The sequence below is a fragment of the Massilia alkalitolerans DSM 17462 genome, from assembly GCF_000427785.1.
Lineage (GTDB): Bacteria > Pseudomonadota > Gammaproteobacteria > Burkholderiales > Burkholderiaceae_D > Telluria > Telluria alkalitolerans.
Genome location: NZ_ATYR01000014.1, coordinates 34,501 through 57,311 on the forward strand (window position 1 = coordinate 34,501; position 22,811 = coordinate 57,311).

The 22,811-nt window shown below is 66.0% G+C and carries 23 protein-coding genes and 1 riboswitch; of the genes, 10 read left to right on the forward strand and 13 right to left on the reverse strand.

The genetic code is table 11. The features are described from left to right. Nucleotides 1-40: 40 nt before the first annotated feature. Complete coding sequence (locus YWC_RS0115305) at nt 41-904, forward strand: transglycosylase SLT domain-containing protein (RefSeq protein ID WP_051306497.1); 864 nt, start codon at nt 41-43, stop codon at nt 902-904. A gap of 475 nt (nt 905-1,379) precedes the next feature. On the opposite strand, the gene YWC_RS32840 is transcribed toward YWC_RS0115305, so the two are convergent. The 4 genes from YWC_RS32840 to ribBA form a co-directional block, all read right to left on the reverse strand. Beyond that, nucleotides 1,380-1,676: a hypothetical protein gene (locus YWC_RS32840; protein ID WP_156923692.1), complete on the reverse strand. Its 297-nt coding sequence runs from the start codon at nt 1,674-1,676 to the stop codon at nt 1,380-1,382. A gap of 186 nt (nt 1,677-1,862) precedes the next feature. Beyond that, nucleotides 1,863-2,333, reverse strand: coding sequence for a transcription antitermination factor NusB (nusB, locus tag YWC_RS0115310; RefSeq protein ID WP_027866170.1), 471 nt, complete (start codon nt 2,331-2,333; stop codon nt 1,863-1,865). A 17-nt stretch (nt 2,334-2,350) separates the two neighbouring features. Beyond that, nucleotides 2,351-2,830: a 6,7-dimethyl-8-ribityllumazine synthase gene (gene ribH / locus YWC_RS0115315; protein ID WP_027866171.1), complete on the reverse strand. Its 480-nt coding sequence runs from the start codon at nt 2,828-2,830 to the stop codon at nt 2,351-2,353. Between the two features lie 65 nt (nt 2,831-2,895). Next, a complete protein-coding gene (gene ribBA, locus YWC_RS0115320) occupies nt 2,896-4,002 on the reverse strand; it encodes a bifunctional 3,4-dihydroxy-2-butanone-4-phosphate synthase/GTP cyclohydrolase II (protein WP_027866172.1) in 1,107 nt (368 codons plus the stop codon). Nucleotides 4,003-4,360: 358 nt separating this feature from the next. On the opposite strand from ribBA, the gene YWC_RS0115325 reads away from it, so the two are divergent. Both YWC_RS0115325 and YWC_RS0115330 read left to right on the forward strand, forming a co-directional pair. Beyond that, the gene (locus YWC_RS0115325) at nt 4,361-7,036 is read left to right on the forward strand and encodes a two-component system response regulator (protein WP_027866173.1); all 2,676 of its coding nucleotides are present in this window, start codon (nt 4,361-4,363) and stop codon (nt 7,034-7,036) included. A 92-nt stretch (nt 7,037-7,128) separates the two neighbouring features. Next, nucleotides 7,129-10,047, forward strand: coding sequence for a M16 family metallopeptidase (locus YWC_RS0115330; RefSeq protein ID WP_027866174.1), 2,919 nt, complete (start codon nt 7,129-7,131; stop codon nt 10,045-10,047). Nucleotide 10,048: 1 nt separating this feature from the next. Here the strand turns inward: YWC_RS0115330 and YWC_RS0115335 are convergent, their stop codons facing one another. From YWC_RS0115335 to glyA, 9 genes are all read right to left on the reverse strand, one after another. Next, the gene (locus YWC_RS0115335; RefSeq protein ID WP_027866175.1) at nt 10,049-10,675 is read right to left on the reverse strand and encodes a riboflavin synthase; all 627 of its coding nucleotides are present in this window, start codon (nt 10,673-10,675) and stop codon (nt 10,049-10,051) included. Nucleotides 10,676-10,680: 5 nt separating this feature from the next. Continuing rightward, nucleotides 10,681-11,781, reverse strand: coding sequence for a bifunctional diaminohydroxyphosphoribosylaminopyrimidine deaminase/5-amino-6-(5-phosphoribosylamino)uracil reductase RibD (gene ribD / locus YWC_RS0115340; RefSeq protein ID WP_027866176.1), 1,101 nt, complete (start codon nt 11,779-11,781; stop codon nt 10,681-10,683). A 78-nt stretch (nt 11,782-11,859) separates the two neighbouring features. Further along, complete coding sequence (locus YWC_RS0115345) at nt 11,860-12,429, reverse strand: GspH/FimT family pseudopilin (RefSeq protein ID WP_027866177.1); 570 nt, start codon at nt 12,427-12,429, stop codon at nt 11,860-11,862. Then, nucleotides 12,426-12,875 carry a type IV pilin protein gene (locus tag YWC_RS0115350; RefSeq protein WP_211238974.1) on the reverse strand — a complete coding sequence of 150 codons (450 nt, stop codon included), beginning with the start codon at nt 12,873-12,875 and terminating at the stop codon, nt 12,426-12,428. Before YWC_RS0115350 ends, YWC_RS0115345 begins: the two co-directional genes overlap by 4 nt. Beyond that, nucleotides 12,875-13,621, reverse strand: a complete 747-nt coding sequence (locus tag YWC_RS29545) for a pilus assembly protein (RefSeq protein WP_051306488.1) — start codon at nt 13,619-13,621, stop codon at nt 12,875-12,877. Before YWC_RS29545 ends, YWC_RS0115350 begins: the two co-directional genes overlap by 1 nt. 6 nt (nt 13,622-13,627) lie before the next feature. Further along, the gene (locus YWC_RS0115360; RefSeq protein ID WP_229413118.1) at nt 13,628-14,530 is read right to left on the reverse strand and encodes a PilW family protein; all 903 of its coding nucleotides are present in this window, start codon (nt 14,528-14,530) and stop codon (nt 13,628-13,630) included. A 26-nt stretch (nt 14,531-14,556) separates the two neighbouring features. Next, complete coding sequence (gene pilV, locus YWC_RS0115365; protein WP_027866180.1) at nt 14,557-15,072, reverse strand: type IV pilus modification protein PilV; 516 nt, start codon at nt 15,070-15,072, stop codon at nt 14,557-14,559. Between the two features lie 236 nt (nt 15,073-15,308). Beyond that, complete coding sequence (nrdR, locus tag YWC_RS0115370; RefSeq protein WP_027866181.1) at nt 15,309-15,767, reverse strand: transcriptional regulator NrdR; 459 nt, start codon at nt 15,765-15,767, stop codon at nt 15,309-15,311. A gap of 48 nt (nt 15,768-15,815) precedes the next feature. Beyond that, the gene (gene glyA / locus YWC_RS0115375) at nt 15,816-17,063 is read right to left on the reverse strand and encodes a serine hydroxymethyltransferase (RefSeq protein ID WP_027866182.1); all 1,248 of its coding nucleotides are present in this window, start codon (nt 17,061-17,063) and stop codon (nt 15,816-15,818) included. 95 nt (nt 17,064-17,158) lie between these two features. Next, nucleotides 17,159-17,275: riboswitch (ZMP/ZTP riboswitch) on the reverse strand. Between the two features lie 134 nt (nt 17,276-17,409). Between glyA and YWC_RS0115380 the strand changes: the two genes are divergently transcribed. From YWC_RS0115380 to pal, 7 genes are all read left to right on the forward strand, one after another. After that, nucleotides 17,410-18,156 (forward strand): SDR family oxidoreductase, encoded by a 747-nt coding sequence (locus YWC_RS0115380; protein WP_027866183.1) that lies wholly within the window; start codon nt 17,410-17,412, stop codon nt 18,154-18,156. A 254-nt stretch (nt 18,157-18,410) separates the two neighbouring features. Next, nucleotides 18,411-18,815: a tol-pal system-associated acyl-CoA thioesterase gene (ybgC, locus tag YWC_RS0115385; protein ID WP_027866184.1), complete on the forward strand. Its 405-nt coding sequence runs from the start codon at nt 18,411-18,413 to the stop codon at nt 18,813-18,815. A 45-nt stretch (nt 18,816-18,860) separates the two neighbouring features. Continuing rightward, a complete protein-coding gene (tolQ, locus tag YWC_RS0115390; RefSeq protein ID WP_027866185.1) occupies nt 18,861-19,544 on the forward strand; it encodes a protein TolQ in 684 nt (227 codons plus the stop codon). Between the two features lie 16 nt (nt 19,545-19,560). Further along, nucleotides 19,561-19,992, forward strand: a complete 432-nt coding sequence (locus YWC_RS0115395) for a biopolymer transporter ExbD (protein WP_027866186.1) — start codon at nt 19,561-19,563, stop codon at nt 19,990-19,992. Between the two features lies 1 nt (nt 19,993). Further along, entirely contained in the window at nt 19,994-20,968 is a 975-nt protein-coding gene (tolA, locus tag YWC_RS0115400; RefSeq protein WP_027866187.1) for a cell envelope integrity protein TolA, read from the forward strand. A gap of 20 nt (nt 20,969-20,988) precedes the next feature. After that, a complete protein-coding gene (gene tolB, locus YWC_RS0115405; RefSeq protein WP_027866188.1) occupies nt 20,989-22,248 on the forward strand; it encodes a Tol-Pal system beta propeller repeat protein TolB in 1,260 nt (419 codons plus the stop codon). Between the two features lie 35 nt (nt 22,249-22,283). After that, a complete protein-coding gene (gene pal, locus YWC_RS0115410; RefSeq protein WP_027866189.1) occupies nt 22,284-22,808 on the forward strand; it encodes a peptidoglycan-associated lipoprotein Pal in 525 nt (174 codons plus the stop codon). Nucleotides 22,809-22,811 lie beyond the last annotated feature (3 nt).

The following is a 22,811-nucleotide window of genomic DNA, read 5'->3' on the forward strand; positions in this document are numbered from 1 at the left end:
GATCCATCGTTTCATCACGAACGCAAGGTTCGTGCAATCCATGGCCAGCCAGCCAGTCACGTGGTCTTCCGTGAGCAAAGCGGCACGCGGTGTATTCAATACCGCACGCAACACCCTGACCGTATTCGGTCTCTCTGCAGTCGCGATGCTCGCCCTGCTCTATACCAACGAAGACGTCGCCAAGCGCGTCTCGGACATGCTGCATCCGGAACCCGAAGTCGTGGTCGTCGCCCAAGCGGCTCCGACCCCGGCGCCGGTCGCCGCCGACGTCGCCGAAGCCGTCGAGACGCCCCATGCCAGTGCCCAGCACCTCGGCAACAGCAAGCAGCAGCAATGGGTCACTTCCTGGCTGAGCAAGCGCTACCGCGTCGCCAGCGACGCCGCCAACATGCTGGTCTCGACCGCTTACATGACGGCGCACGAGGTCAAGCTGGATCCGCTCTTGATCCTGGCCGTGATGGCGATCGAATCGGGCCTGAACCCGTTCGCCGAGAGCCCGATGGGCGCCAAGGGCCTGATGCAGGTCATGGCCAAGGTCCATCACGACAAGTTCGAACAAGTGGGCGGCCAGCAGGCGGCCCTGAATCCGGTCGCCAACATCAAGGTCGGCGCCCTGATCCTGAAGGATTATGTCAAGCGTACCGGTTCGGTCGAAGGCGGCCTGAAGACCTACGTCGGCGCAGCCGACCTGGAAACCGATTCGGGCTATGGCGCCAAGGTACTGGCCGAATACAAGAAACTCAAGCAAGTTGCCAAGGGCCACAAGGTCCCGACCACCAATCCGCGCCCGCTGCCGCAAACGACCCTGGTCAAGCAGGCTCCCGCAGCCAGCCCGACCGAGACGCCGGCCGCTGCACCGGCGAAGGCCGAGAACCACGGTTCGGAAGCGCTGGCGACCCTGTAATCCTGCGCAAGACACTCCTCACCGGCCACCGCTCGCGGTGGCTTTTTCTTTGCACGCCGGCCGCTGCCCCCAGGCCTGCCCAGCAGGACATCCACGTCCTGGCGCAGTATGGCGCAACAAATAGCCACTGGGCGAGGCCACAGTGGCTTTCTCTACTACATAGATATCCGGACGCAGGGTTGAAGCAATTTGGCCCATACGCTTTTAACATACGTATAGCCATTAATGCCGTCAAAGAACTTGGTCTGTTCGAGTGCGGTGCTGATTTCATCTAAGTTGAACTCTTATACGCAGATCCCGATCATGCTTGCCAGGCCTCTGTGGCTTCCAGATCATAAAATGCCCACAGCCCCGACCTTTGTCAGGATAATATTCCTCTCTAAAACTCTTGCAACCTTGATTTTCCAGGCACGCCTCCCAGGGAGTATCGTGACCAAGATGCGCTGGTCTCCATTCGTAGATCCAACGAACTGGCTCACTGGCTAGACTGCCTCCGCAAACACGATAACAAATCGCCCCGTGGCCATATTCTGGAAGGCGAGCAGGCGTCATTATTCTTCTGCACTTCCGGCATCGGTTTTGCACTGGTCGTCCAGACGATCTCCTTCGTGTCTTGACCTGTTGTATAAGCTGCCTCAATTTCTCTAGATTTCAGATCGTTGATATTAAAGATGAGTGAGAATTGCGCGCTTGCAGAGGCCATTTGAAAGAGGAGTGCGAAGGCAAGAGTGAAACGTGAAGCTGAAGCGATGCTTCCAGTCGATTTCATCATGATCCCTTTCATTCTTGAGATGAACGACGCCCCAAACGTATTTACGCCGTGTGAATACTCATCCTAGACCTCCGCAGCGCTCATGTCGAGACTACTTGAGGCCGTCACAATGAAACAAGAACAAACAAAAAAGGCCACCGGGGCAGCGCCACGGTGGCCTTGCAATCACAATAAAGAGCCTGCCGATCAGCGGCGCGCGTCGGCTCCCACCTCGTCCGGGCGCAGGGTCGAGGCCAGCTTGTCCAGCACGCCGTTGACGTACTTGTGGCCGTCGATGCCGCCGAAGGATTTGGTCAGCTCGACCGCTTCGTTGATGACGACGCGGTACGGGACTTCCGGATGGTTCTTCAGCTCGTAGGCGCCCAGCAGCAGCACGCCATGCTCGATCGGCGACAGCTCGGCCACACCGCGGTCGATCAGCGGCGCGATGACTTCGCGCAGCTCGACCGAGGTGGCGATGGTGCCGTTCAGCAGTTCGCTGAAGAATTCGCCGTCGGCCTTGTCGAAGCCGTGGGCGCCGCGGATGTTGGTGACGACCGTGCGGGCCGGTTCATTGTTGAGCAGCCATTGGTACAGGCCCTGCAGCGCGAACTCGCGCGCGCGGTGGCGCGGCGTACGGTTCTTGCTCGGGTTGGCGTGCGTAGTCTTGTCGGTCATGTGGTTTCCTTTACTGCTTATTCGTCTTCGGCCTGCAGCTCTTCCAGTGCGAACAGCAGGTTCGACATCTCGACCGCGACGCGCGCCGCATCGGCGCCCTTCTCGGCCATGCGGGCTTCGGCCTGCTCGTCGTTTTCGGTAGTGAGGATGGCGTTAGCGATCGGCATGCCGTAGTCCAGGCCGATGCGGGTGATGCCGGCGCCCGATTCGTTCGATACCAGTTCGAAGTGGTAGGTCTCGCCGCGGATCACCGCGCCCAGCGCGATCAGCGCGTCGAATTGCTGGGTCTCGGCCATCTTCTGCAGCGCCAGCGGCACTTCCAGCGCACCCGGCACCGTGATGTGGAGGATATCCTCGTCGGCCACGCCCAGGCGCTTCAGTTCTGCCAGGCAGGACGACAGCAGGCCGTGGCCGATGTCGGCGTTGAATCGTGCCTGCACGATGCCGATGCGCAGGCCTTCACCCGCCAGATTGCTTTCAAAAGTTCCTACCGTCATGGCTGACCTCTTCTTCTCGATTGGTATGTATATAGTAGTGTGATTTTATGTCCGGACGCGCCGCATCACGCGGTAGGCTGCGGCAGGTAGCCGGTGACTTCCAGATCGAAGCCCGTCATCGACGGCATCTTGCGCGGGTTGGCCAGCAGCTGCATCTTGCCGACGCCGAGGTTGCGCAGGATCTGGGCGCCGATGCCGTAGGTGCGCAGGTCCATCGAGGCCGCGCGGGCGCTGCGGGCGCTGGTGTCGCGCGGGGCGAACTGGGCGAACAGCTGGTCCGCGGTCTCGCCGCAGTTCAGCAGCACGATGGCGCCCGAATCGCCGCCCTTGATCGCCTTCATGGCCGAGGCCAGGTCCCAGGAGTGGGTCGAGGCGCAGTCGCCCAGCACGTCGAGGATCGACACCGGCTGGTGCACGCGCACCAGCGCTTCCTTGTCGCGCGACAGTTCACCGTGCACCAGGGCCAGGTGGGCCGCGCCGCTCGGCTTGTCGCGGTAGGCGACCAGCTTGAACTCGCCGTACGGGGTGCTCAAGGGACGCTCGGCCACGCGCTCGACCAGGCTTTCGTTCTGGCTGCGGTAATGGATCAGGTCGGCGATGGTGCCGATCTTCAGCTTGTGCTCTTTGGCGAACTCGATCAGGTCCGGCAGGCGCGCCATGGTGCCGTCTTCCTTGATGATCTCGCAGATCACCGAGGCCGGGGTCAGGCCGGCCATCTCGGTCAGGTCGCAGCCGGCTTCGGTATGGCCGGCGCGCATCAGCACGCCGCCCTTCTGGGCGCGCAGCGGGAAGATGTGGCCCGGCTGGACCAGGTCGTCCGGCGTCGTGCCCTTGTTCACGGCCACCTGGATGGTGCGCGCGCGGTCGGCGGCGGAAATGCCGGTGGTCACGCCCTCTGCCGCTTCGATCGACACCGTGAAATTGGTGCCGAAGGACGTCCCGTTCTTCGACGTCATCATCGGCAGCGCCAGTTCGTCGCAGCGTTCTTCGGTCAGGGTCAGGCAGACCAGGCCGCGCGCATGGCGGATCATGAAATTGATCGCTTCCGGGGTGACGAAATCGGCGGCAAGCACCAGGTCGCCCTCGTTTTCGCGGTCTTCTTCATCGACAAGAATGACCATGCGCCCTGCGCGCAATTCGGCAACGATTTCCTCGGTGCTGGAGATAGACATACGGATTCCTTGAAACGGGGGAGTTTTGCGTAATCCGCTATTTTAAAGGATTTACCGTCTTTCAACCGAAGCTCTGGTGATCCTCTTCATCACAGCACTGCGAATTCGTCAACGCCTGTTGCCATAAGGCAACATGCAACAATTCGTGTATTTTCATGCGGTGAGAATTGTTAAGCTAAGTTTCCCGCACGCAACAAAGAGCGTGTTCAAGCACGACTCGATTATGATAAAAACATTGCGGCCGCATGTGCCGTCGAGGCCTTCCCCCGGCGCCACGTGGCCATCTCCTGGAGTAGACATGGCGGTCGTTCCGCATTCGTTCAGTCGCTACCCGCTTTCGCAAGAAAGGCAGGGCTGAATGGCTACGATCCTGATCGTCGACGACCGGCCGAGCAACCGCGCCTTCCTGAACGCCCTGCTCGGCTTCACCGGCCACCGCCTGCTGGAGGCGGAAGACGGGGCCGAGGCGCTGGCGCTGGCGCGCGCCCAGCGTCCCGACCTGATCATCACCGACATCCTGATGCCGGTCATGGACGGCTATGAGCTGGTCCAGCAGCTGCGCCAGGATCCCGACCTGCGCGGCATCCGCGTGATCTTCTTCTCCGCGGTGTATGCCGAGCGCGAAACCAAGGCGATGGCGGCGCGCAGCGGCGTCGCCACCGTCCTGCCCAAGCCGGCCGACCCGCAGCAGATCCTCGACGCCATCAACCTCGAGCTAGGCGTGGTCGAAGGCGCCCCGCCGCTGCCGGTGCCGGAGCCGGCGCCGGAGCGCGAGCGCGCCCTGCCCTTCGACCTGGGCGCGCGCCTGGCCGAGCTGGAGCGCATGTGCCTGGCCCTGATCGGCGAACGCCGCGTCGAGACCCTGGCCGCATCCTTCCTGGATGCCGCACGGCGCGTACTGCATGCCGATTTTGCCGCGCTATGCCTGCTCGACCGGGGCGAACGCGGCGTGCGCCACCTCGACACCTGGGCGCTGGAGCCCGAACTGCTCGCCTCGCACGCGCTGGACGAGGGCCGGCTGCCCGGCATGCTGCTGCGCGCCAGGGCGCCGCTGCGCCTGGCGCAAGGCGATCCCCTGCTGGGCGGCATGCCGTCCTGCCATCCGCCCATGGGCGGTTTCCTCGGCCTGCAGGTACACGACCTGCAGCATCCGCACGGCTGGCTGTACTGCGCACGCCGCGCGGGCGCCCCAAGCTTCACCGACGAGGAAGAGCGTTGGGCGACCGCGCTGGCCGCCCAGCTCGCGGTGGCCTATGAAAACCTGAACCTGTACGACGTGGTGCAGCGCCACGCCACCCAGCTGCAGCTGGAAGCCCTGGCGCGCGCCGACGCCGACAAGGCCCTGCGCGAGAGCGAGCACCGGCTCGAGCTGGCGCGCCAGGTCTTCGACAGCACCCAGGAAGGTATCCTGATGACCGATGCCGAGGCGCGCATCGTCGCCATCAACCCGGCCTTCGAGCAGATCACCGGCTACCGCGAATCCGAGATACTGAACCGGAACCCGCGCATCCTGCGCTCGGGCCGGCACGACGCCTCCTTCTACCGCGACATGTGGCACTGCCTGGAACAGGAAGGCCAGTGGCGCGGCGAAATCTGGAACCGCCGCAAGAACGGCGAGATCTACCCGGAACGCCTCAGCATCAGCGCCGTGCACGACGAATCCGGCAAGCTGACCGCCTACGTCTCGGTCTCCACCGACCTGTCGGCGCTGAAGGCGGCGCACCACCAGCTCGACTTCCTGTCCAACCACGACGCCCTCACGCTGCTGCCGAACCGCTCGCTGTTCAATGACCGCCTGCAGCAGGCAATGGCCGCCGCGCGCCTTGGCGATGGCCAGCTCGCAGTGCTGTTATTTAACGTCGACCGCCTCTCGCGCATCAACGACAGCCTGGGCCATGCGGCGGGCGACGCCGTGCTGCGCGAAGTGGCGCGCCGGGTCGGCCAGATCGCCGGCCCGACCGACACCCTGGCGCGCCTGTCCGGCGACGAATTCGTCCTGCTGCTCACCAATTGCAAGGACAACGACGACATCATCCTGGCCGCGCGCCGCCTGATCGACGCCATCGCCCAGCCGCATTCGGTGGGCGAGCACGACGTGGTGGTTACCGGCAGCGTCGGCATCAGCATCTTCCCGCGCGACGGCAACGCCCCGGGCGACCTGCTCAAGGCCGCCGACGCGGCGCTCACCGAGATGAAGGGCGCGGGACGCAACGGCTTCCGCTTCTTCAAGGGCGAGATGAACGCCCAGGCGCTGCGCTGGCTGGCGCTGGAGACGCGCCTGCGGCGCGCGATCGAGCGCGACGAACTGGCCCTGCACTACCAGCCCCAGGTCTCGCGCATCGACGGCAGCGTGGTCGGCATGGAAGCCCTGCTGCGCTGGCGCAGCGAGGAAATCGGCACGGTCTCCCCGGCCGACTTCATCCCGCTGGCCGAGGATACGGGCCTGATCCACCCGATCGGCGAGTGGGTGATCCGCCAGGCCTGCCTCCAGAACAAGGCCTGGCAAAACGCCGGCCTGCCGCCGGTGCGGGTGGCCGTCAACGTTTCGGCCAACCAGTTCAAGTCCGGCTCGGTGAGCACGGTCGTGCGCAAGGCCCTGGCGGAGAGCGGCCTGGCGCCGCGCTACCTGGAGGTGGAGCTGACCGAAAGCGTGATGCTCGGGGACAGCAGCGTGGCCGAGACCGAGATGGCCGAGCTGCGCGCCCTGGGCGTGTCGCTGTCGCTGGACGATTTCGGCACCGGCTATTCCTCGCTCGGCTACCTGTCGCGCTTCCCGCTCGACAAGCTGAAGATCGACCAGACGTTTGTGCGCAACATCACCACCGAACAGCGCAGCGCGGCCATCGCCCAGGCCACCATCGCACTGGCCCAGGGCCTGTCGCTGTCGGTCGTGGCCGAGGGCGTGGAGACGATCGGGCAGCGCGACTTCCTGGGCCTGATCGGCTGCGACGTGATGCAGGGCTACCTGTACAGCCGCCCGGTGCCGGCGCACGAGATGGCCGCGCTGCTGGCCAAGGGGCGCGTGGCGGTTTGATATGCCCGGTTTGACATACATATACGACTGTGCAACAGTTTCCAGGGGTGTGCGCGGTAGAATGCGTGCTCATCCCTAGAACTGGATCCCCGATGAGCAAGAATTTCATGCGCGGTCTGTGCGTGGCCGCGCTGCTCTGTGCGCAGGCGCTGGCCGCCCATGCCGCCGCCCCGGCTTCCGCGAAGCCCGCCGCCAAGGCCAGTGCCGGCGCAGCAGCGCCGCTGCGCCTGGACGCCCCGATCCCGGTCGGCCCGCAGGTCAAGGTGGGCAAGCTCGCCAACGGCCTGAGCTATTACATCCAGCGCAATGCCCGCCCCGAGCGCAAGCTCGAGCTGCGCCTGGTGGTCAAGGCCGGCTCCATCCTCGAGGACGAGGCCCAGCGCGGCATGGCCCATTTTGTCGAGCACATGGCCTTCAACGGCTCGACCAACTTCCACAAGCATGAGCTGGTGTCCTATCTGCAGTCGATCGGCGTCGGCTACGGGGCCGACCTGAACGCCTATACCTCGTTCGACGAGACTGTCTACATCCTGCCGATCCCCACCGACAAGCCCGAGCACGTGGCCAAGGCCTTCCAGGTGCTGGAAGACTGGGCCCACGGCCTGCGCTTCGACCCGGATGCGATCGAGAAGGAACGCGGCATCGTGCTGGAAGAGCTACGCCTCGGCAAAGGCGCCTCGGACCGGATGAGCAAGCAGATCATGCCGGCGATCTTCAACGGCTCGAAGTACGCCGAGCGCCTGCCGATCGGCACCGAAGAGGTGCTGCGCAGCTTCAAGCCGGACGTCTTGACCCGCTTCTACCGCGACTGGTACCGCCCCGACCTGATGGCGGTGGTGGCGGTCGGCGACATCGATCCGCTGCAGGCCGAACAGCTGGTGAAGAAGCATTTCGCCCACTTGAAGAACCCGGTGCCGGCGCGTCCGCGCGCCTATGCCGAGATCCCGGCGCGCCAGGCGACCCAGGCCCTGGTGGTCACCGACGACGAGGCCACCGGCAACGCGGTGCTGATCCGCTACCCGGTCCAGCCGGTGGTCGAGGCCGGCACCATCCGCGCCTACCGCGACGACCTGGTGCAATCGCTTTTCTCCGCCATGCTCAACCAGCGCCTGCAGGAACTGTCGCAGCTGCCGGAGCCGCCCTTCATGGGCGCCAGCAGCTCGCTCGGCAAGCTGACGCCGCGCTACCGCTCGTACAACGCCTCGGCCGCGCTGGGACCGCGCGGCGCCGAAACGGCGCTCACCGCCCTGGTCGAGGAAAACGAGCGCGCACGCCGCTACGGTTTCGGCGCGGCGGAACTGGAGCGGGTCAAGAAGAGCCTGATGCGCAACTACGAGCAGGCCTGGAACGAGCGCGCCAAGAGCGATTCCGGCACCTATGCCGCCGAATACATCCGCAACTTCCTGCAGCAGGAAGCGATCCCCGGCATCGACGCCGAATACCGCTACGTCAGGGAGCTGCTGCCCGGCATCACCCTCGACGAAGTCAATGCCTACGCGCGCCGTACCATTCCGGCGGACTCGGGCAAGCTGGTGCTGTACACCGGCGTGACCCGTCCCGACACGCCGAAAGGCGCGCAACTGCTGGCGGCGGTGGCCGGCGCCGAGCGCGCCGAGCTCCTTCCGCATGACGAGAAGGCGGTGGCGGCGCGCCTGATGGAGCGTCCGCCGAAGCCGGGCAGCATCGTGGCCGAGTCGCATGACAAGGCGCTCGGACTGACCCGCCTGACGCTGTCGAACGGGGTCAAGGTGATCCTCAAGCCGACCGATTTCCGCAACGACCAGGTCTTGATGAGTGCCGCCCGCTTCGGCGGCCAGAGCCTGTTCGGCGACCAGGACATCCTGAATGCTCGTTTCGCCAATGCGATCGTGGCCAGCATGGGCGTGAAGGACTTCACCCCGCTCGACATGCGCAAGATCCTGGCGGGCAAGGCGGCCCAAGTGAACGTCGGCCTGGCCAACTACACCGATGTGGTGGTGGGCGCCTCGGGCGCGAGCGACATCGAGACCATGCTGCAGCTGACCTGGCTGAAGTTCCAGGGAGTGCGGCGCGACGAAGACCTGTTCCGCTCCTACGTCGGCAAGCAGGTCGAGCAGGCGCGCAACCAGACCGCGCAGCCGGGCGCGCGCTTCGGCGACGCGGTGATGGCGGCGCTGTACAACATGCACCCGCGCGCGCCGCGCACCCTCAAGGCCGAGGAATACGAGCAGATCGACCTGGATCGCAGCATCGACATCTTCCGCCAGCGCTTCTCCAGCGCCCGCGACCTCAGTTTCATCCTGGTCGGCAGCTTCGACGTGGCCGCCCTCAAGCCGCTGCTGGCGACCTATCTCGGCAGCCTGCCGACGCCCGAGCTGACGGTGGCCTACCGCGACGTCGGCCTGCGTCCGGCGACGGGCGTGGTCAAGCGCGAGGTGCGCAGCGGCTCGGAGCCGAAGAGCACGGTGTCGCTGACCTTCACCGGCAAGGCCGAGTTCAGCGAGGCCGAACAGCTGCGCCTGGCGGCGCTGCTCGAGGTGCTCAACCTGCGCATCATCGACGTGCTGCGCGAAAAGATGGCGCTGATCTACGGCGGCGGCGCCTCAGGCGTGCTGAGCAAGATCCCGTACGGGAATTACTCGATCGGCGTTACCCTGCCGACCGGGCCCGAGAATGTGGACAAGGTGATCGCGGCGACCTTCGCCGAAATCGCGCGCCTGCAGGCCGAGGGACCGGACACTGCCGACCTCGACAAGGTGAAGCGCAACTGGATCCAGAACCACCGCGGCTCGCTGCGCGAGAACGGCTACTGGCTGTCGCACCTGCAGTCGGCGCTGAGCGAAGGCACCGACCCGGGCGCGATCCTGGAGGTCGAGAAGCAGGTGCAGGCGATTACAGGCGAAGAGATCCGCGCTGCGGCGCGGCGCTACTTCAACCAGCAGAACTATGTGCAGGTGGTGCTGAATCCCGAAAAACAGGCCGCGACGGCGGTGGCGGCCTCCGGCGCCAACAGCGCGGCGCCGGGCGGCTGAATCAGCCCCTGGCCGACAGCATGCGCTCCACGTAGCGCGCGATCAGGTCGATCTCCAGGTTCACCTTCGACCCGACCTTCAGGTGCTTCAGGGTGGTGACCTCGATCGTGTGCGGAATCAGGTTGATCGAGAAGCGGCACAGCTTGCCCGCCTCGCCTTCGACATCCTCGACCCGGTTGACGGTCAGCGAGACGCCGTTGACCACCACCGAGCCCTTGTAGGCCAGGAACTTGGCCAGCTCGGCCGGCGCGTCGATGACCAGTTCGCGCGACTCGCCCACCGGCTCGAAGCTGTGCACGGTGCCGAGTCCGTCCACGTGGCCGGAGACCAGGTGCCCGCCCAGGCGCTCGGCCAGGGTCAGCGCCTTTTCCAGGTTGACTTCGCCGGGGGCTTCCAATCCCACGGTCTTGCTCAGGCTTTCGCGCGAGACGTCCACGGTGAAGCCCTGGCCGGTCTTGGCGACCACGGTCATGCAGGCGCCGTTGATGGCGATCGAGTCGCCCAGCGCGACGTCCGCCAGGCCCAGCGGGCCGGCATCGACTTCCAGGCGCACGCCCGCGAACGAGCCGCCCTCCAGCGGGGTGACCGACGTGATGTTGCCGACGGCGGCGACGATTCCAGTAAACATACGGCTTATTCCTTCGTAGTGATGTCAGTGTTGATGAAGCGCGCCAGGATGCGGATGTCGTCGCCAACCCGCGCCAGGTCGTGGAAGCGCAGCCGGCGCTGGTCGGCGAGGCGCGCCAGCGGCGGCAGCGCGAACATGCCCTGCCCCGGCCCGATCAGGCTCGGGGCCAGGTAGACCAGCAGTTCGTCGACGCAGCCTTCGCGCACCATCGACGCATTCAGTTTCGAACCGGCTTCCACGTGCACTTCGTTGATCTCGCGCCGGCCGAGCTCGCGCATCAGGGCCGGCAGGTCGACCTTGCCCGTCGCATTCGGCAGCAGGATGACTTCATGGCCGGCCGCGCGCAGCAGCGCCGCCTTCTCGGCGCTTTTTTCCTGCACCTCGAGGGCGGCGACGATCCAGCACGGCTCTCCCTGCAGGATGCGCGCGCCGAGGTCGATCTCGAGCCGGCTGTCGACGATCACGCGGCGCGGCGGCAAGGGGGTATCGATGCCGCGCACGGTCAGTTGCGGGTCGTCGGCCTTGACCGTGCCGATGCCGGTCAGGATCGCCTGCGCGCGGGCGCGCCAGGCGTGGCCGTCGGCGCGGGCATCCGGCCCGGTGATCCACTGGCTTTCGCCATCGGCCAGCGCGGTGGCGCCGTCCAGGCTGGCGGCGACCTTCAGGCGCACCCAGGGCAGCCCGCGCCGCATGCGCGAGAAGAAGCCGATGTTCAGCTCATGGGCCTGCTCGGCCAGAACGCCCGAGGTGACGGCGATGCCCGCCGCCTCCAGCTGGGCCAGGCCGCGGCCGGCGACCAGCGGATTGGGGTCGAGCATGGCGGCTACCACGCGCTTGACGCCTGCTTGCACCAGCGCGTTCGAGCACGGCGGCGTACGCCCGTAATGGCTGCAGGGCTCCAGCGTGACGTAGGCGGTGGCGCCGGCCACGTCGTGGCCGCGCCGGCGCGCGTCGCGCATCGCCTCGATCTCGGCATGCGCCTGTCCGGCGGGCTGGGTGTGGCCGGCGCCGATCACGACGCCGTCGCGCACGATCACGCAGCCGACCCGGGGATTCGGCGCCGTGATGAACATGCCTTTGGCCGCCCAGGCCAGGGCCAGCGCCATGCCGTCGGTATCGTTGTGAATCTGTGCCGTGTCGTTTGCCAAGGTATTCCGTTCCGCTATCGTGCCCGCAGCCGGAGACTAGGGCGGCGCCTGGGCGCCGTCGCAGCCATCGTCGCGCGCCGGGTTGCACTGCCGTACGCGTCCGAGCATGTTGATTTTAATACGCCGGGTGTGCCCGCCGTGGAACAGCGACAGCGTACCGAGCCGCGACGCGCCGCTGTTGCTGTCACTGCAGCTGCGTCCGGCGCCATTGTAGGCGATGTACTGGGGCGGCGCTGACTGGGTGAAGGAAAAGTCGATCCGCAGCCCTTGCGGCAGCGGCCCGTGGACGGCCAGTATCTCATCAGGCGTTCCCGGCTGGCGGTCGCCGTCGCGGTCGATGAAGACGGTCCAGCCGCGCGTCCAGTCGGCCCCGGCCGGGTCGCGCGGCGCCAGCTTGACCTGTTCGTTGCGGGCGATCGCCTGCGCCCGCGTATGCAGGATGGCGTCATGCAGTTCGCTGGCCGCCGCCCTGATCTGCTGGGAAGCCAGCAAGGCGTGCAGGTCCGGCGCCGCGACCGCGAAGGCCACGGCGGCGATCGCCAGCACCACGGCGAGCTCGGCCAGGGTGGCGCCCCTGCCGGCGCGGCTCTGGACGGGGCTGCTCATGGCCAGCAGCGCGGCCCGCTGCCGCTCGCGCCCTGGGCACCGGTGCTGTCCAGGCGCAGCTCACCGCAGTCGGGATCGCTGAAGCCGGTGTCGACGTTCGCGGTGCCCGGCCGGGCGCGCAGCGCGATGCACTGGCTGATGGCCTGGCCTTCGCAGGCCCGCCCGTCGAGCTCATAGGCGCTGTCCTGCGGACTCGAACCTAGCCACCAGCGGAACTGGCGGCTGTCCGCATCCTGAGAGGCGACCGAGAACGCCACATAGGTATGGTGCAGGGCGCGGTACTGTTCCTGGCGCTGCATGGCGTCGACCAGCGCCAGCTGGGCCTCGACCCGGCGCGCCTTGACCACGTGGCGCGCATACCCCGGGTAGGCGATCGCGGCGAGGATCGAGACGATCGCCAGCACGACCAGCAGCTCCACCAGCGTGAACCCACGACAGCGCTTCATCATCCCTCCGCTCCCGCCACCACGGCCTCGTGCCAGTTGCCGATCTCGCGCCAGCCTACCCGGATGCCGGGTCCGCCCGCCGTGCCCGGCAGGGCGGGCGGCGCGGGCGCCGGCGCTTGCGGTCCTGATTCTTCTGCCTGCCCTGGTCCCGGCTCCGGCTGCGGCGCCGGGCCGGCCGGCAGCTTGCGGTAATAGGCCTGCAGCGCCACCTGGGTCGTCGCCGCGCTGCCGAAACCGAGCGCGCTCACCCGGTACAGCAGCGCGCCGGTGGGGGACGGCATGCGTTCGATCAGGTAGCGCGGCGCCTGGCCTGGCAGCGCCCCCTCTCCGGCGGGAAGCAGCGCGCCGGTGAAGGCGCCGAACAGGACCGCCGGACCGTCGTCGTCCGCCAGCAGGGCGAATACCTCGCGCGCGTCCGGCGCGTGTGCGCACAGGCCGTCATAGGGCCTGCCGCCGCCGCAGTCGGGAGCGAACGCGGCCGGGGTGGCCTGCGCCAGCGCGGCGGCGCGCGCCGAGCCCGGATCCGCGCCGCCTTCGATGTCGTGCTCGGCATCCGCCAGCGCCGCCATCGCGGCCTGCAGCGCCAGCAGCCGGTCGCGCTCATGGCCGGCGGCGCGCGCGCCGCTGATCGCCGTGCGCGCCGCCGCAATGCTGCTCAACAGCACCGCCAGCATCAAGAGCAGCGCCGTGAGCAGCGCGACGCCATGCTGGCCGGCACGGCATGGCGGTTGGACGGATGTGCGCATCCGGCCTCAGTGCACCCGCGCGGGCAAGGCGATCGTCGTGCCGAACACCTTGCGGTAGCGCGGCCCGTCGTCGCCGGACAGGGCCGCCTCGTGCAGGCGCGTGCCGGCGTCGATACCGGCCAGCGCGCCATAGTCGCGCCCGAACAAGTCGTACACCAGCTCGCGTGCCGAGGCGAGCCGGCTGGCCGGCCCGCGCAGCAACAGGGCCACGCGCACGCTGGCAATCTTCTTCCAGTGGGTGCGCCGGCGCAGGTCGGCGTCGCGCTCGGCAGGGGTGCTGCCTGCCAGCACCAGGCCCGCGTCCAGCCCGGCCAGCGCGCTGGCGTTCAGGTAGCGCTCGGGCGTGCCGTCGGCGTCGCCATCGAGCCCGTACAGCACCTGGAAGCTGTCGACGGCGCCGACCACCGCGTCCGCCGACCAGGCGCTGGCGCCGCGGTACTTGCAGCGCAGCTCGGTGTCGCCCTGGGCATTGCGGGCGACGTAGAAGATGCTCCAGCCTTCCTCGTTGCGGTGCACGGCGAAGCCGGCGCAGTCGAGGCTGGTGCCGTCGCCGTTGGGCGGCGCACCGGTGCCTGGGAAGCGGATCGCCAGCACGTCGCTGCCGTTGACGGCGTCGACCGGCGCATTGTCGATCCCGAAGCCGGTCTGGCTGACCCGGCGGGCATCAAACCCGGACAGGCGTGCCGGCGCGTCCGGCTCCGGTCCGGCGCCGTGCTCTTCCCAGTCGGCCGCCGCCGACTGGCGCACGGCGCGCGCGACCGCCTCCAGCGCGTAGCGTCCGGCATCGTCCATCGCAGCCGTCTCCACCTGTGCGGCGAAGGCGCGGTTGGCCCAGATGAACAGGCTGGCGGCGGCAAGCAGCACGCCCAGGCCGACGACCATGGCGACCAGCAGTTCGGGCATCGTCATCCCCTGCTCCCGGTGTGCGCGGCGCATCATCGGAGCACCCCCACGTAGCCGGGCGCATCGCCGCTACCCTGCCAGCCCAGCTTGACGACCGGCAGGGCGTCCGCATTGCCGTCGCAGCTCCAGCGCGCCCGCCCACGGGCACTGTCCCAGGGCGCGCTGTCGCGGCACACCGCGATGCGGCCGCGCGGGAATTGCGCATGCACCGCCTGGCGGATTTCATGCAGGTCGAACTCGGCCAGCTGGGCCGGCGTGCAGGCGGCGTCGAAGCAGCTGGCGCCGGCCACGGGCGGGCCGCTCCCTGCGTCGTAGGACAAGGCCAGGTAGGGATTGGCGCCGTCGGGCAGGCCTGCCACCGCGGGATTGAGCTGCATGCGCGCGGACAGCGAGGCTGCCAGCTGGGCCGCCTCGGACATCAGCGCCGACTGCTGGCGGGTGCGTTCGGCGGTGAGCTGGGTGGCGCCGGCGCCGACGATGCCGACCGCCAGCACGAACAATGCGACCAGTACCTCGGCCAGCGTGAAACCATGAGCCTTCCCCTGCACGGCGCCCTCCTTCCTCGATAGCCTGCGCAAGCAGCTTGCGCTTGCGAGCTGCGAAGTTATCAGGCGTGGCGGGGCCAGCCGTGAGCTGGCGCAATCGGGTTCGGGGAACTGCCGGGCTTGGGTGGCGAAGCTTGCTAAGCGCCTAACAAAACCCTCAGGGCAAGGCGGGTCGTCGAAGACAGTACGCTAGTACGGCAAGACGACCCAACGCCGCCATGAGGGGAATTGTTAGGCGCTTATTTGCGGGGCTGGCCGACTTCGGCGATAGCCTCCTGGAACTCGGCCAGGTCTTCGAAATTCTTGTACACCGAGGCGAAGCGGATGTAGGCGATCTTGTCGAGGCGCTTGAGTTCCTGCATCACCAGCTCGCCGACATAGCCGGTGTCCACCTCGCGCAAGCCGCTGGTCAGGAGCTTTTCCTCGATGGTGGCGACCGCGGTGTCGATGGCCTCGGCAGCGACCGGGCGCTTGCGCAGGGCCAGCATCAGGCTGCCGCGCAGCTTGTTCGACGAGAACTCGGTGCGGCTGCCGTTCTTCTTGACGATGATCGGCATCGACAATTCGATGCGCTCGTAGGTGGTGAAGCGCTTGTCGCACTTCGCGCAGCGCCGGCGCCGGCGGATGGCGTCCCCCTCCTCGGACACGCGGGTGTCGAGGACCTGGGTATCTTCATGCTGGCAGAACGGACATTTCATGGGCGCCGGGGATTCAAAAAGGGCCGCAGCGAGCGGCCCCAGGGTTGCTTACTTCGCGTAGACCGGATACTTGTCGGTCAGCTGCTTGACTTCCGCCTTGACGCGCTCGATGGTCGCGGCGTCGTGCGGGTTGTCCAGCACGTCGGCGATCAGGTGGCCGACCTTGACCGCGTCTTCTTCCTTGAAGCCGCGGGTGGTGAAGGCCGGGCTGCCCAGGCGGATGCCCGAGGTGACGAAAGGCTTCTGCGGGTCGTTCGGGATGCCGTTCTTGTTGCAGGTCATGTGTGCCTGGCCCAGGATCGCTTCCGCTTCCTTGCCGGTCAGGCCCTTCGAACGCAGGTCGACCAGCATCACGTGCGACTCGGTGCGGCCCGAGACGATGCGCAGGCCGCGCTCGGTCAGGGTGTTGGCCAGGGCGCTGGCGTTCTTGACCACCTGCTTCTGGTATTCCTTGAACTCCGGCGACAGCGCTTCCTTGAAGGCCACGGCCTTGCCCGCGATCACGTGCATCAGCGGACCGCCCTGGATGCCCGGGAAGATCGCCGAGTTGATCTGCTTCTCGTACTCGGCCTTCATCAGGATGATGCCGCCGCGCGGGCCGCGCAGCGATTTGTGGGTGGTCGAAGTGACGAAGTCGGCATGCGGCACCGGGTTCGGGTACTCGCCCGCGGCGATCAGGCCGGCGTAGTGGGCCATGTCGACCATGAAGTAGGCGCCGACTTCCTTGGCAATGCGGGCGAAGCGCTCGAAATCGATGCGCAGGGCAAAAGCGGAAGCGCCGGCGATGATCATCTTCGGCTTGTGCTCGCGCGCCAGGCGTTCCATGGCCTCGTAATCGATGTCTTCCTGCTCGGTCAGGCCGTAAGAAACGACGTTGAACCATTTGCCAGACATGTTCAGGGCCATGCCGTGGGTCAGGTGGCCGCCTTCGGCCAGCGACATGCCCATGATGGTGTCGCCGGGCTTGAGCATGGCGAAGAATACGCCCTGGTTGGCCTGCGAACCCGAGTTCGGCTGCACGTTGGCGGCTTCGGCGCCGAACAGTTGCTTGAGGCGGTCGATCGCCAGCTGCTCGGCGACGTCGACGTATTCGCAGCCACCGTAGTAGCGCTTGCCCGGGTAGCCTTCGGCATATTTATTGGTCAGCTGCGAGCCCTGCGCTTCCATCACCGCCGGCGAGGTGTAGTTCTCCGAAGCGATCAGTTCGATGTGGTCTTGCTGGCGAACGTTTTCCTTCTGGATGGCATCCCACAGTTCCGGGTCGACATTGGCAAGCGTATGATCTTTTGCAAACATGTAAAACTCCAATCGAGAGAAATACCAGACAACGGCAGCGCAGTGCGGGCAGCGGGACCAGCGGCGCAAGGCAGCCCGATACGACACATACCAGTTGTGGCTGCCCAGGCGAACGGCGAGTTGGCGTCTCAGGTTCCCCGGTGGGTCTCCACCTTTGCCGTGGCCGCTTCAGGATGCGGGCGCACGGTGTTTCGCCAGTTACGTGAGACGTGAATTCAGCTGATTGTATGTGATCCGGGCCTCTTAGGGCAAGGAAACTGCTGTCGTCTTAACAAGCTCGGGGCGGCCGGCGGGATGCTGGCCATTTCGGCTACAATTTTCAGCTCCTCTGCCCTCAGGACAAATCATGATCGTCTTCATTACCGGCGCTTCGGCCGGCTTCGGCGCCGCGATGGCGCGCATTTTCGTCCAGAACGGCCACCGCGCCATCCTCGCCGCGCGCCGCACCGAGCGCGTCGAAGAGCTCGCACGCGAACTGGGCGAGAGCGCCCTGGCGGTCACCCTCGACGTCACCAGCCGCGCCTCGATCGAGGCGGCTTTGAGCAGCCTGTCGGAAGGCTGGCGCGACATCGACGTGCTCATCAACAATGCGGGCCTGGCGCTGAACACCAAGCCGGCGCACGAGGTACCGCTGGAAGACTGGGACACCATGATCGCCACCAACTGCCAGGGCCTGGTGACCATGACCCGCGCCGTGCTCCCCGGCATGGTGGCGCGCGGGAGTGGCCTGGTCATCAACCTGGGCTCGGTGGCGGGCCACTACCCCTACCCGGGCGGCAACGTGTATGGCGCCACCAAGGCCTTCGTGGAGCAGTTCACCCTCAACCTGCGCGCCGACCTGGTCGGCACCGGCGTGCGCGCCACCAACCTGGCGCCGGGACTGTGCGGCGGCACCGAGTTCTCGAACGTGCGCTTCAAGGGCGACGACGCGGCCGCGGCCAAGGTCTACGAAGGGACGACGCCCCTGAGCGCCGAGGACATCGCCGCCACCGCCTACTGGATCGCGACCCTGCCGCCGCACGTGAACGTGAACAGCATCGAACTGATGCCGACCTGCCAGGGCTTCTCGCCTTTCGCCATCAAGCGCAGCTGATCTGTGGGTGCGCCCCTTTGTCGAACAGTCCACTGGACTGTTCGACTTGCTGGCGTGTATCGGGCGCTCGGCAATTGTGAGAAAGTGTTACAGTTATTGGCCTTTCGGCTATGTTTCACGTCTACTATTACGCGCCGACATTGCCTTACCGATAGGCACGCCCGACCATTTCCTTCCCATATGTTCGCTTGCGTACATAGGGAGGGCAAAAATCGCGTAAAATGTTTCCTATTTTCATTTAAATGGCAGGGGAAATGCCTTCAGCTTTTGACTGGACAGTCAGGGTCTATTACGAAGATACCGACGCCGGTGGCATCGTGTTTTACGCCAATTACCTGAAGTTCTTTGAACGTGCGCGCACCGAATGGCTGCGCGCGGCAGGCGTCGGCCAGCAGGAATTGCTGGACGCCGAGGGCGCCGCGTTCGTCGTCAAGAGCGCTTCCCTGGACTACCATGCGCCGGCGCGCCTGGACGATGTGCTGACCATTCGCACCACGGTCGAAAAGCTCGGTCGCGCATCGGTCCAGTTCGCCCAGCAGGCCTGGAAGGGCGAGCTGCTGCTCACCAGCGCCAGCGTCAAGGTCGGCTGCGTCGACACCGCCACCATGCGCCCGCGTTCGCTTCCCGAGCAGGCTGCTGATAAAATGCGCGCCGCGTAGGCGCATATTCATTTGACAAGATATTAGACAACAGACTTCCACCCGATGACCGAGACTCCAGACCTTTCGCTGACCGCCCTGATCTCCAATGCCCATGTGCTGGTGCAGCTGATCATGGCCCTGTTGCTGATCCTCTCGATCGTCAGCTGGACCTATATCTTCCGCAAGACTTTCGCCCTGCGCGCCGCGCGCAGCCAGACCGAGCAGTTCGAACGCAGCTTCTGGGCCGGCGGCAACCTGCACACCCTGCACCAGAGCGCCAGCGCCCAGCGCGACCAGAGCGGCCCGCTGGCCCGCATCTTCGAGTCGGGCATGGGCGAATTCATCAAGGGCAAGCAGGCCGCGCGCGACGCCAACGACATGGGTCCGGTGCTGGACGGCTCGCGCCGCGCCATGCGCGCCGCCTTCCAGCGCGAACTCGACGCCCTCGACATCCACCTGAACTTCCTGGCCTCGGTCGGCTCGGTCTCGCCCTACATCGGCCTGCTCGGCACCGTGTGGGGCATCATGAACGCCTTCCGCGGCCTGGCCAACGTGCAGCAGGCCACCCTGGCCGTGGTCGCCCCCGGCATCGCCGAAGCGCTGATCGCCACCGCGATCGGCCTGTTCGCCGCGATTCCGGCGGTGGTGGCGTACAACCGCTTCACCCACGACATCGATCGCCTGGCGATCCGCTTCGAGAGCTTCGTCGAAGAATTCTCGAACATCCTGCAGCGCCAGGCGCGCTGATCGACGGGGGATCGGGATGGCCTTTAACAGCAGCCTGCGCAGTGGTCGCAAACGCGCTTTCAAATCCGAAATCAACGTCGTGCCCTACATCGACGTGATGCTGGTGCTGCTCATCATCTTCATGGCGGTGCCGGCCAACGAGGCGCCGAGCGTGGTGAACCTGCCGAGCGCCGAAAAGTCGGCGCTGCCGCCGGACACCTATATCCGCGTCGCGGTCCAGCCCGACAACAAGCTGTCGATCGGCGTCGGCGGCAAGCAGAAGGCCGCCATGGAAGACGTGGCCGACCGCACCGCCCTGCTCGCCCGCCTGCGCGCCTTGCACGAAGAGAATCCGGACTATCCGGTCCTGATCGAAGGCGACCGCGAGAGCAAGTACGACGACGTGATCCAGCTGATTTCCGAAGCGAAGAAGATGGGCATCAACCGGGTGGGATTGGCCACCAAGTGACATGTCTGCAATGAAGCCTGCCACCGCCGGCGCGCCCTACCGCGTGCCGCCAGAACCGAGCCGCCTGCCAGCCTTCCTGCTGGCAGTGGCGGTGCATGCCGTCCTGCTCGGTTTCCTGTATTTCGGCATCAGCTGGCAGAGCAACGAGCCGGTCGCCGTCGAGGCCGAAGTCTGGGACATGTCGGTCCAGAGCGCCGCCGCGCCGGCGCTCCCGCCTCCGCCCGCCCCTGAACCGGAGCCCGAACCCGAGCCCGCGCCGGTTCCCGCTCCGCCGCCGCGTCCGGTAGAACCGCCGCCGGTGGAACGTCCCGCCCCGGTCGAGCCGGACATCAAGCTGCAGCGCGAGAAGGAGCGCAAGGAAAAGGAACAGCGCGAGCTGGCCGAGAAGAAAGAGCGTGAGCGCAAGGAAGAGCTGCGCAAGGAAGAGGAACGCAAGGAACTCGCCAAGAAGGAAGAGGCCGAGAAGAAAAAGAAAGAGGAAGCCGAGCGCCAGAAGAAGGAACTGGCCAAGAAGGAAGAAGCCGAGAAGAAAAAGAAAGAAGAAGCCGCCAAGCTGGCCGAGGCCAAGAAACAGAAGGCCGCCGCCGAGAAGGCCGAAGCCGCCAAGCTCGAGAAGCTGCGCCAGGAAGACCTGAAACGCATGGCCGGCGCCATGGGCAGCACCGGCACGGCCGCAAAGTCGACCGCGCCGAAGGCCGACTCCGGCTACGTGGCCGCGATCACCGCCGCCATCAAGAGCGCCACCGCCTATGGCGGCAGCACCACGATGCCGGGCAATCCGAAGGCCGTGTTCAAGGTTGAACAGCTGCCGACCGGCGAAATCATGTCGGTGCGCCTGGTGAAAAGCAGCGGTGTGCCTGAGTTTGACAGAGCAGTGGAAAATGGTATCAAAAAGGCATCCCCGCTTCCAAAAAAGAAGGACGGAACGGTGGAACGCATACTTGATGTCAATTTCTCGATGAAAGACTACGACTGATTCGGTTTCAACGACAGACTATGAAAAAACTCCATTACCTGCTGTTTAGCGCCACCCTCCTGATGGGGACGGCGACCCATGCCCAGATCAAGGTCGAGATCGCCGGTGTCGGCAGCAACCAGATCCCGGTCGCAGTCGCGGCCTTTGCCGACGAAAACCTGGCGCAGGACGACGTCTCCGACATCATCCGCGCCGACCTCGAGCGCAGCGGCATTTTCAAGGTCATCGATGCCCGCCAGACCATCAGCGACAGCGCCAGCGTCGACCTGGCCGCCTTCCGCGCCAGCGGCGCCGACGCGCTGGTGGTCGGCAGCGTCAGCCGCAGCTCGGACGGCCGCTTTGCGATCCGCTACAAGCTGCACGACACCGTCAAGGGCGCGCCGATCTCGCAGCTGGGCGGTGAAGTGCAGCCGAAGTACGTCCGCCTGCAGGCCCACCGCATCGCCGACGACATCTACGAAAAGCTGACCGGCGTGCGCGGCATCTTCTCGACCCGCATCGCCTACGTCAAGAACACCGGCCGCGGTAGCGCGCTGGTGGTGGCCGACGCCGACGGCGAGAACGAGATCGTCGCCGCCCACGGCCGCGAATCGATCATCTCGCCGGCCTGGTCGCCGGACGGCACCAAGGTCGCCTACGTCTCGCTGGAAGACCGCAAGCCGGTGGTCTACCTGCAGGACCTGATGACCGGCCGCCGCAACGTGATCTCCAACGTCAAGGGCAACAACTCGGCGCCGGCCTGGTCGCCGGACGGCAGCATGCTGGCCGTGGCCCTGTCGAAGGACGGCAACACCGAGATCTACACCGTGCGCCCGGACGGCACCGGCCATCGCCGCCTGACGAATAATCCGGCCATCGACAGCGAACCGCAGTTCTCGGCCGACGGCCAGACCATTTACTTCATGAGCGACCGCAGCGGCGGTCCGCAGATCTACAAGATGAGCGTCTCGGGCGGCAATGCCACCCGTGTCACGTTCAACGGCAACTACAACATCAGCCCGCGCGTGTCGCCAGACGGCAAGACCCTCGCCTGGATTTCCCAGCGCAACGGCAATTTCTCCCTTTATGCGATGGACCTGGCCTCGGGCCAGGAACTGCGCCTGGCCGATGGGGCCACCGAACCGAGTTTTTCGCCTAACGGCAAGTACATCATGTATGCGACCAAGGGCGGCGGGCGTGCCTCGCTGGCCGTGGTCTCGGTGGATGGACGGGTGAAGCAGCGCTTGACCACCAATGCGGGAAACATTCGGGAGCCCAGCTGGGGTCCCTTCATGAAGTAAAAGCAGTAAAACTTTAATAGACAAGGAGAAAAACCATGCGCAACTTCCAGAAATTGGCCCTCATCGCCTCGGCTGTCCTGCTGACCGCCTGCTCGTCGACCAAGCTGCAGGAAACCCCGGTAGTCGAAAAGACCCCGACCCCGGCGCCTGTCGCCCAAGCTGAACCGGAACGCGTCATCCGCCCGGTCGAGACCGGCAACGTCGATCCGCTGAACGATCCGCAAGGCGTGCTGGCCAACCGCAGCATCTACTTCGATTACGACAGCTTCGTCGTGCGCGAAGACGGCAAGCCGGTGGTTGCCAACCACTCGCAATACCTGACCAAGAACACTGGTCGCAAGATCCTGATCCAGGGCAACACCGACGAACGCGGCGGCACCGAGTACAACCTGGCCCTGGGCCAGAAGCGTGCCGAAGCCGTCCGTCGCGCGATGGCCACCCTGGGCGTGTCGGACAACCAGATGGAAGCCGTCTCGCTGGGCGAAGAGAAGCCGAAAGCAACCGGCAGCAACGAAGAGGCATGGGCTCAGAACCGCCGCGCCGACATCGTCTACCAGTAACAG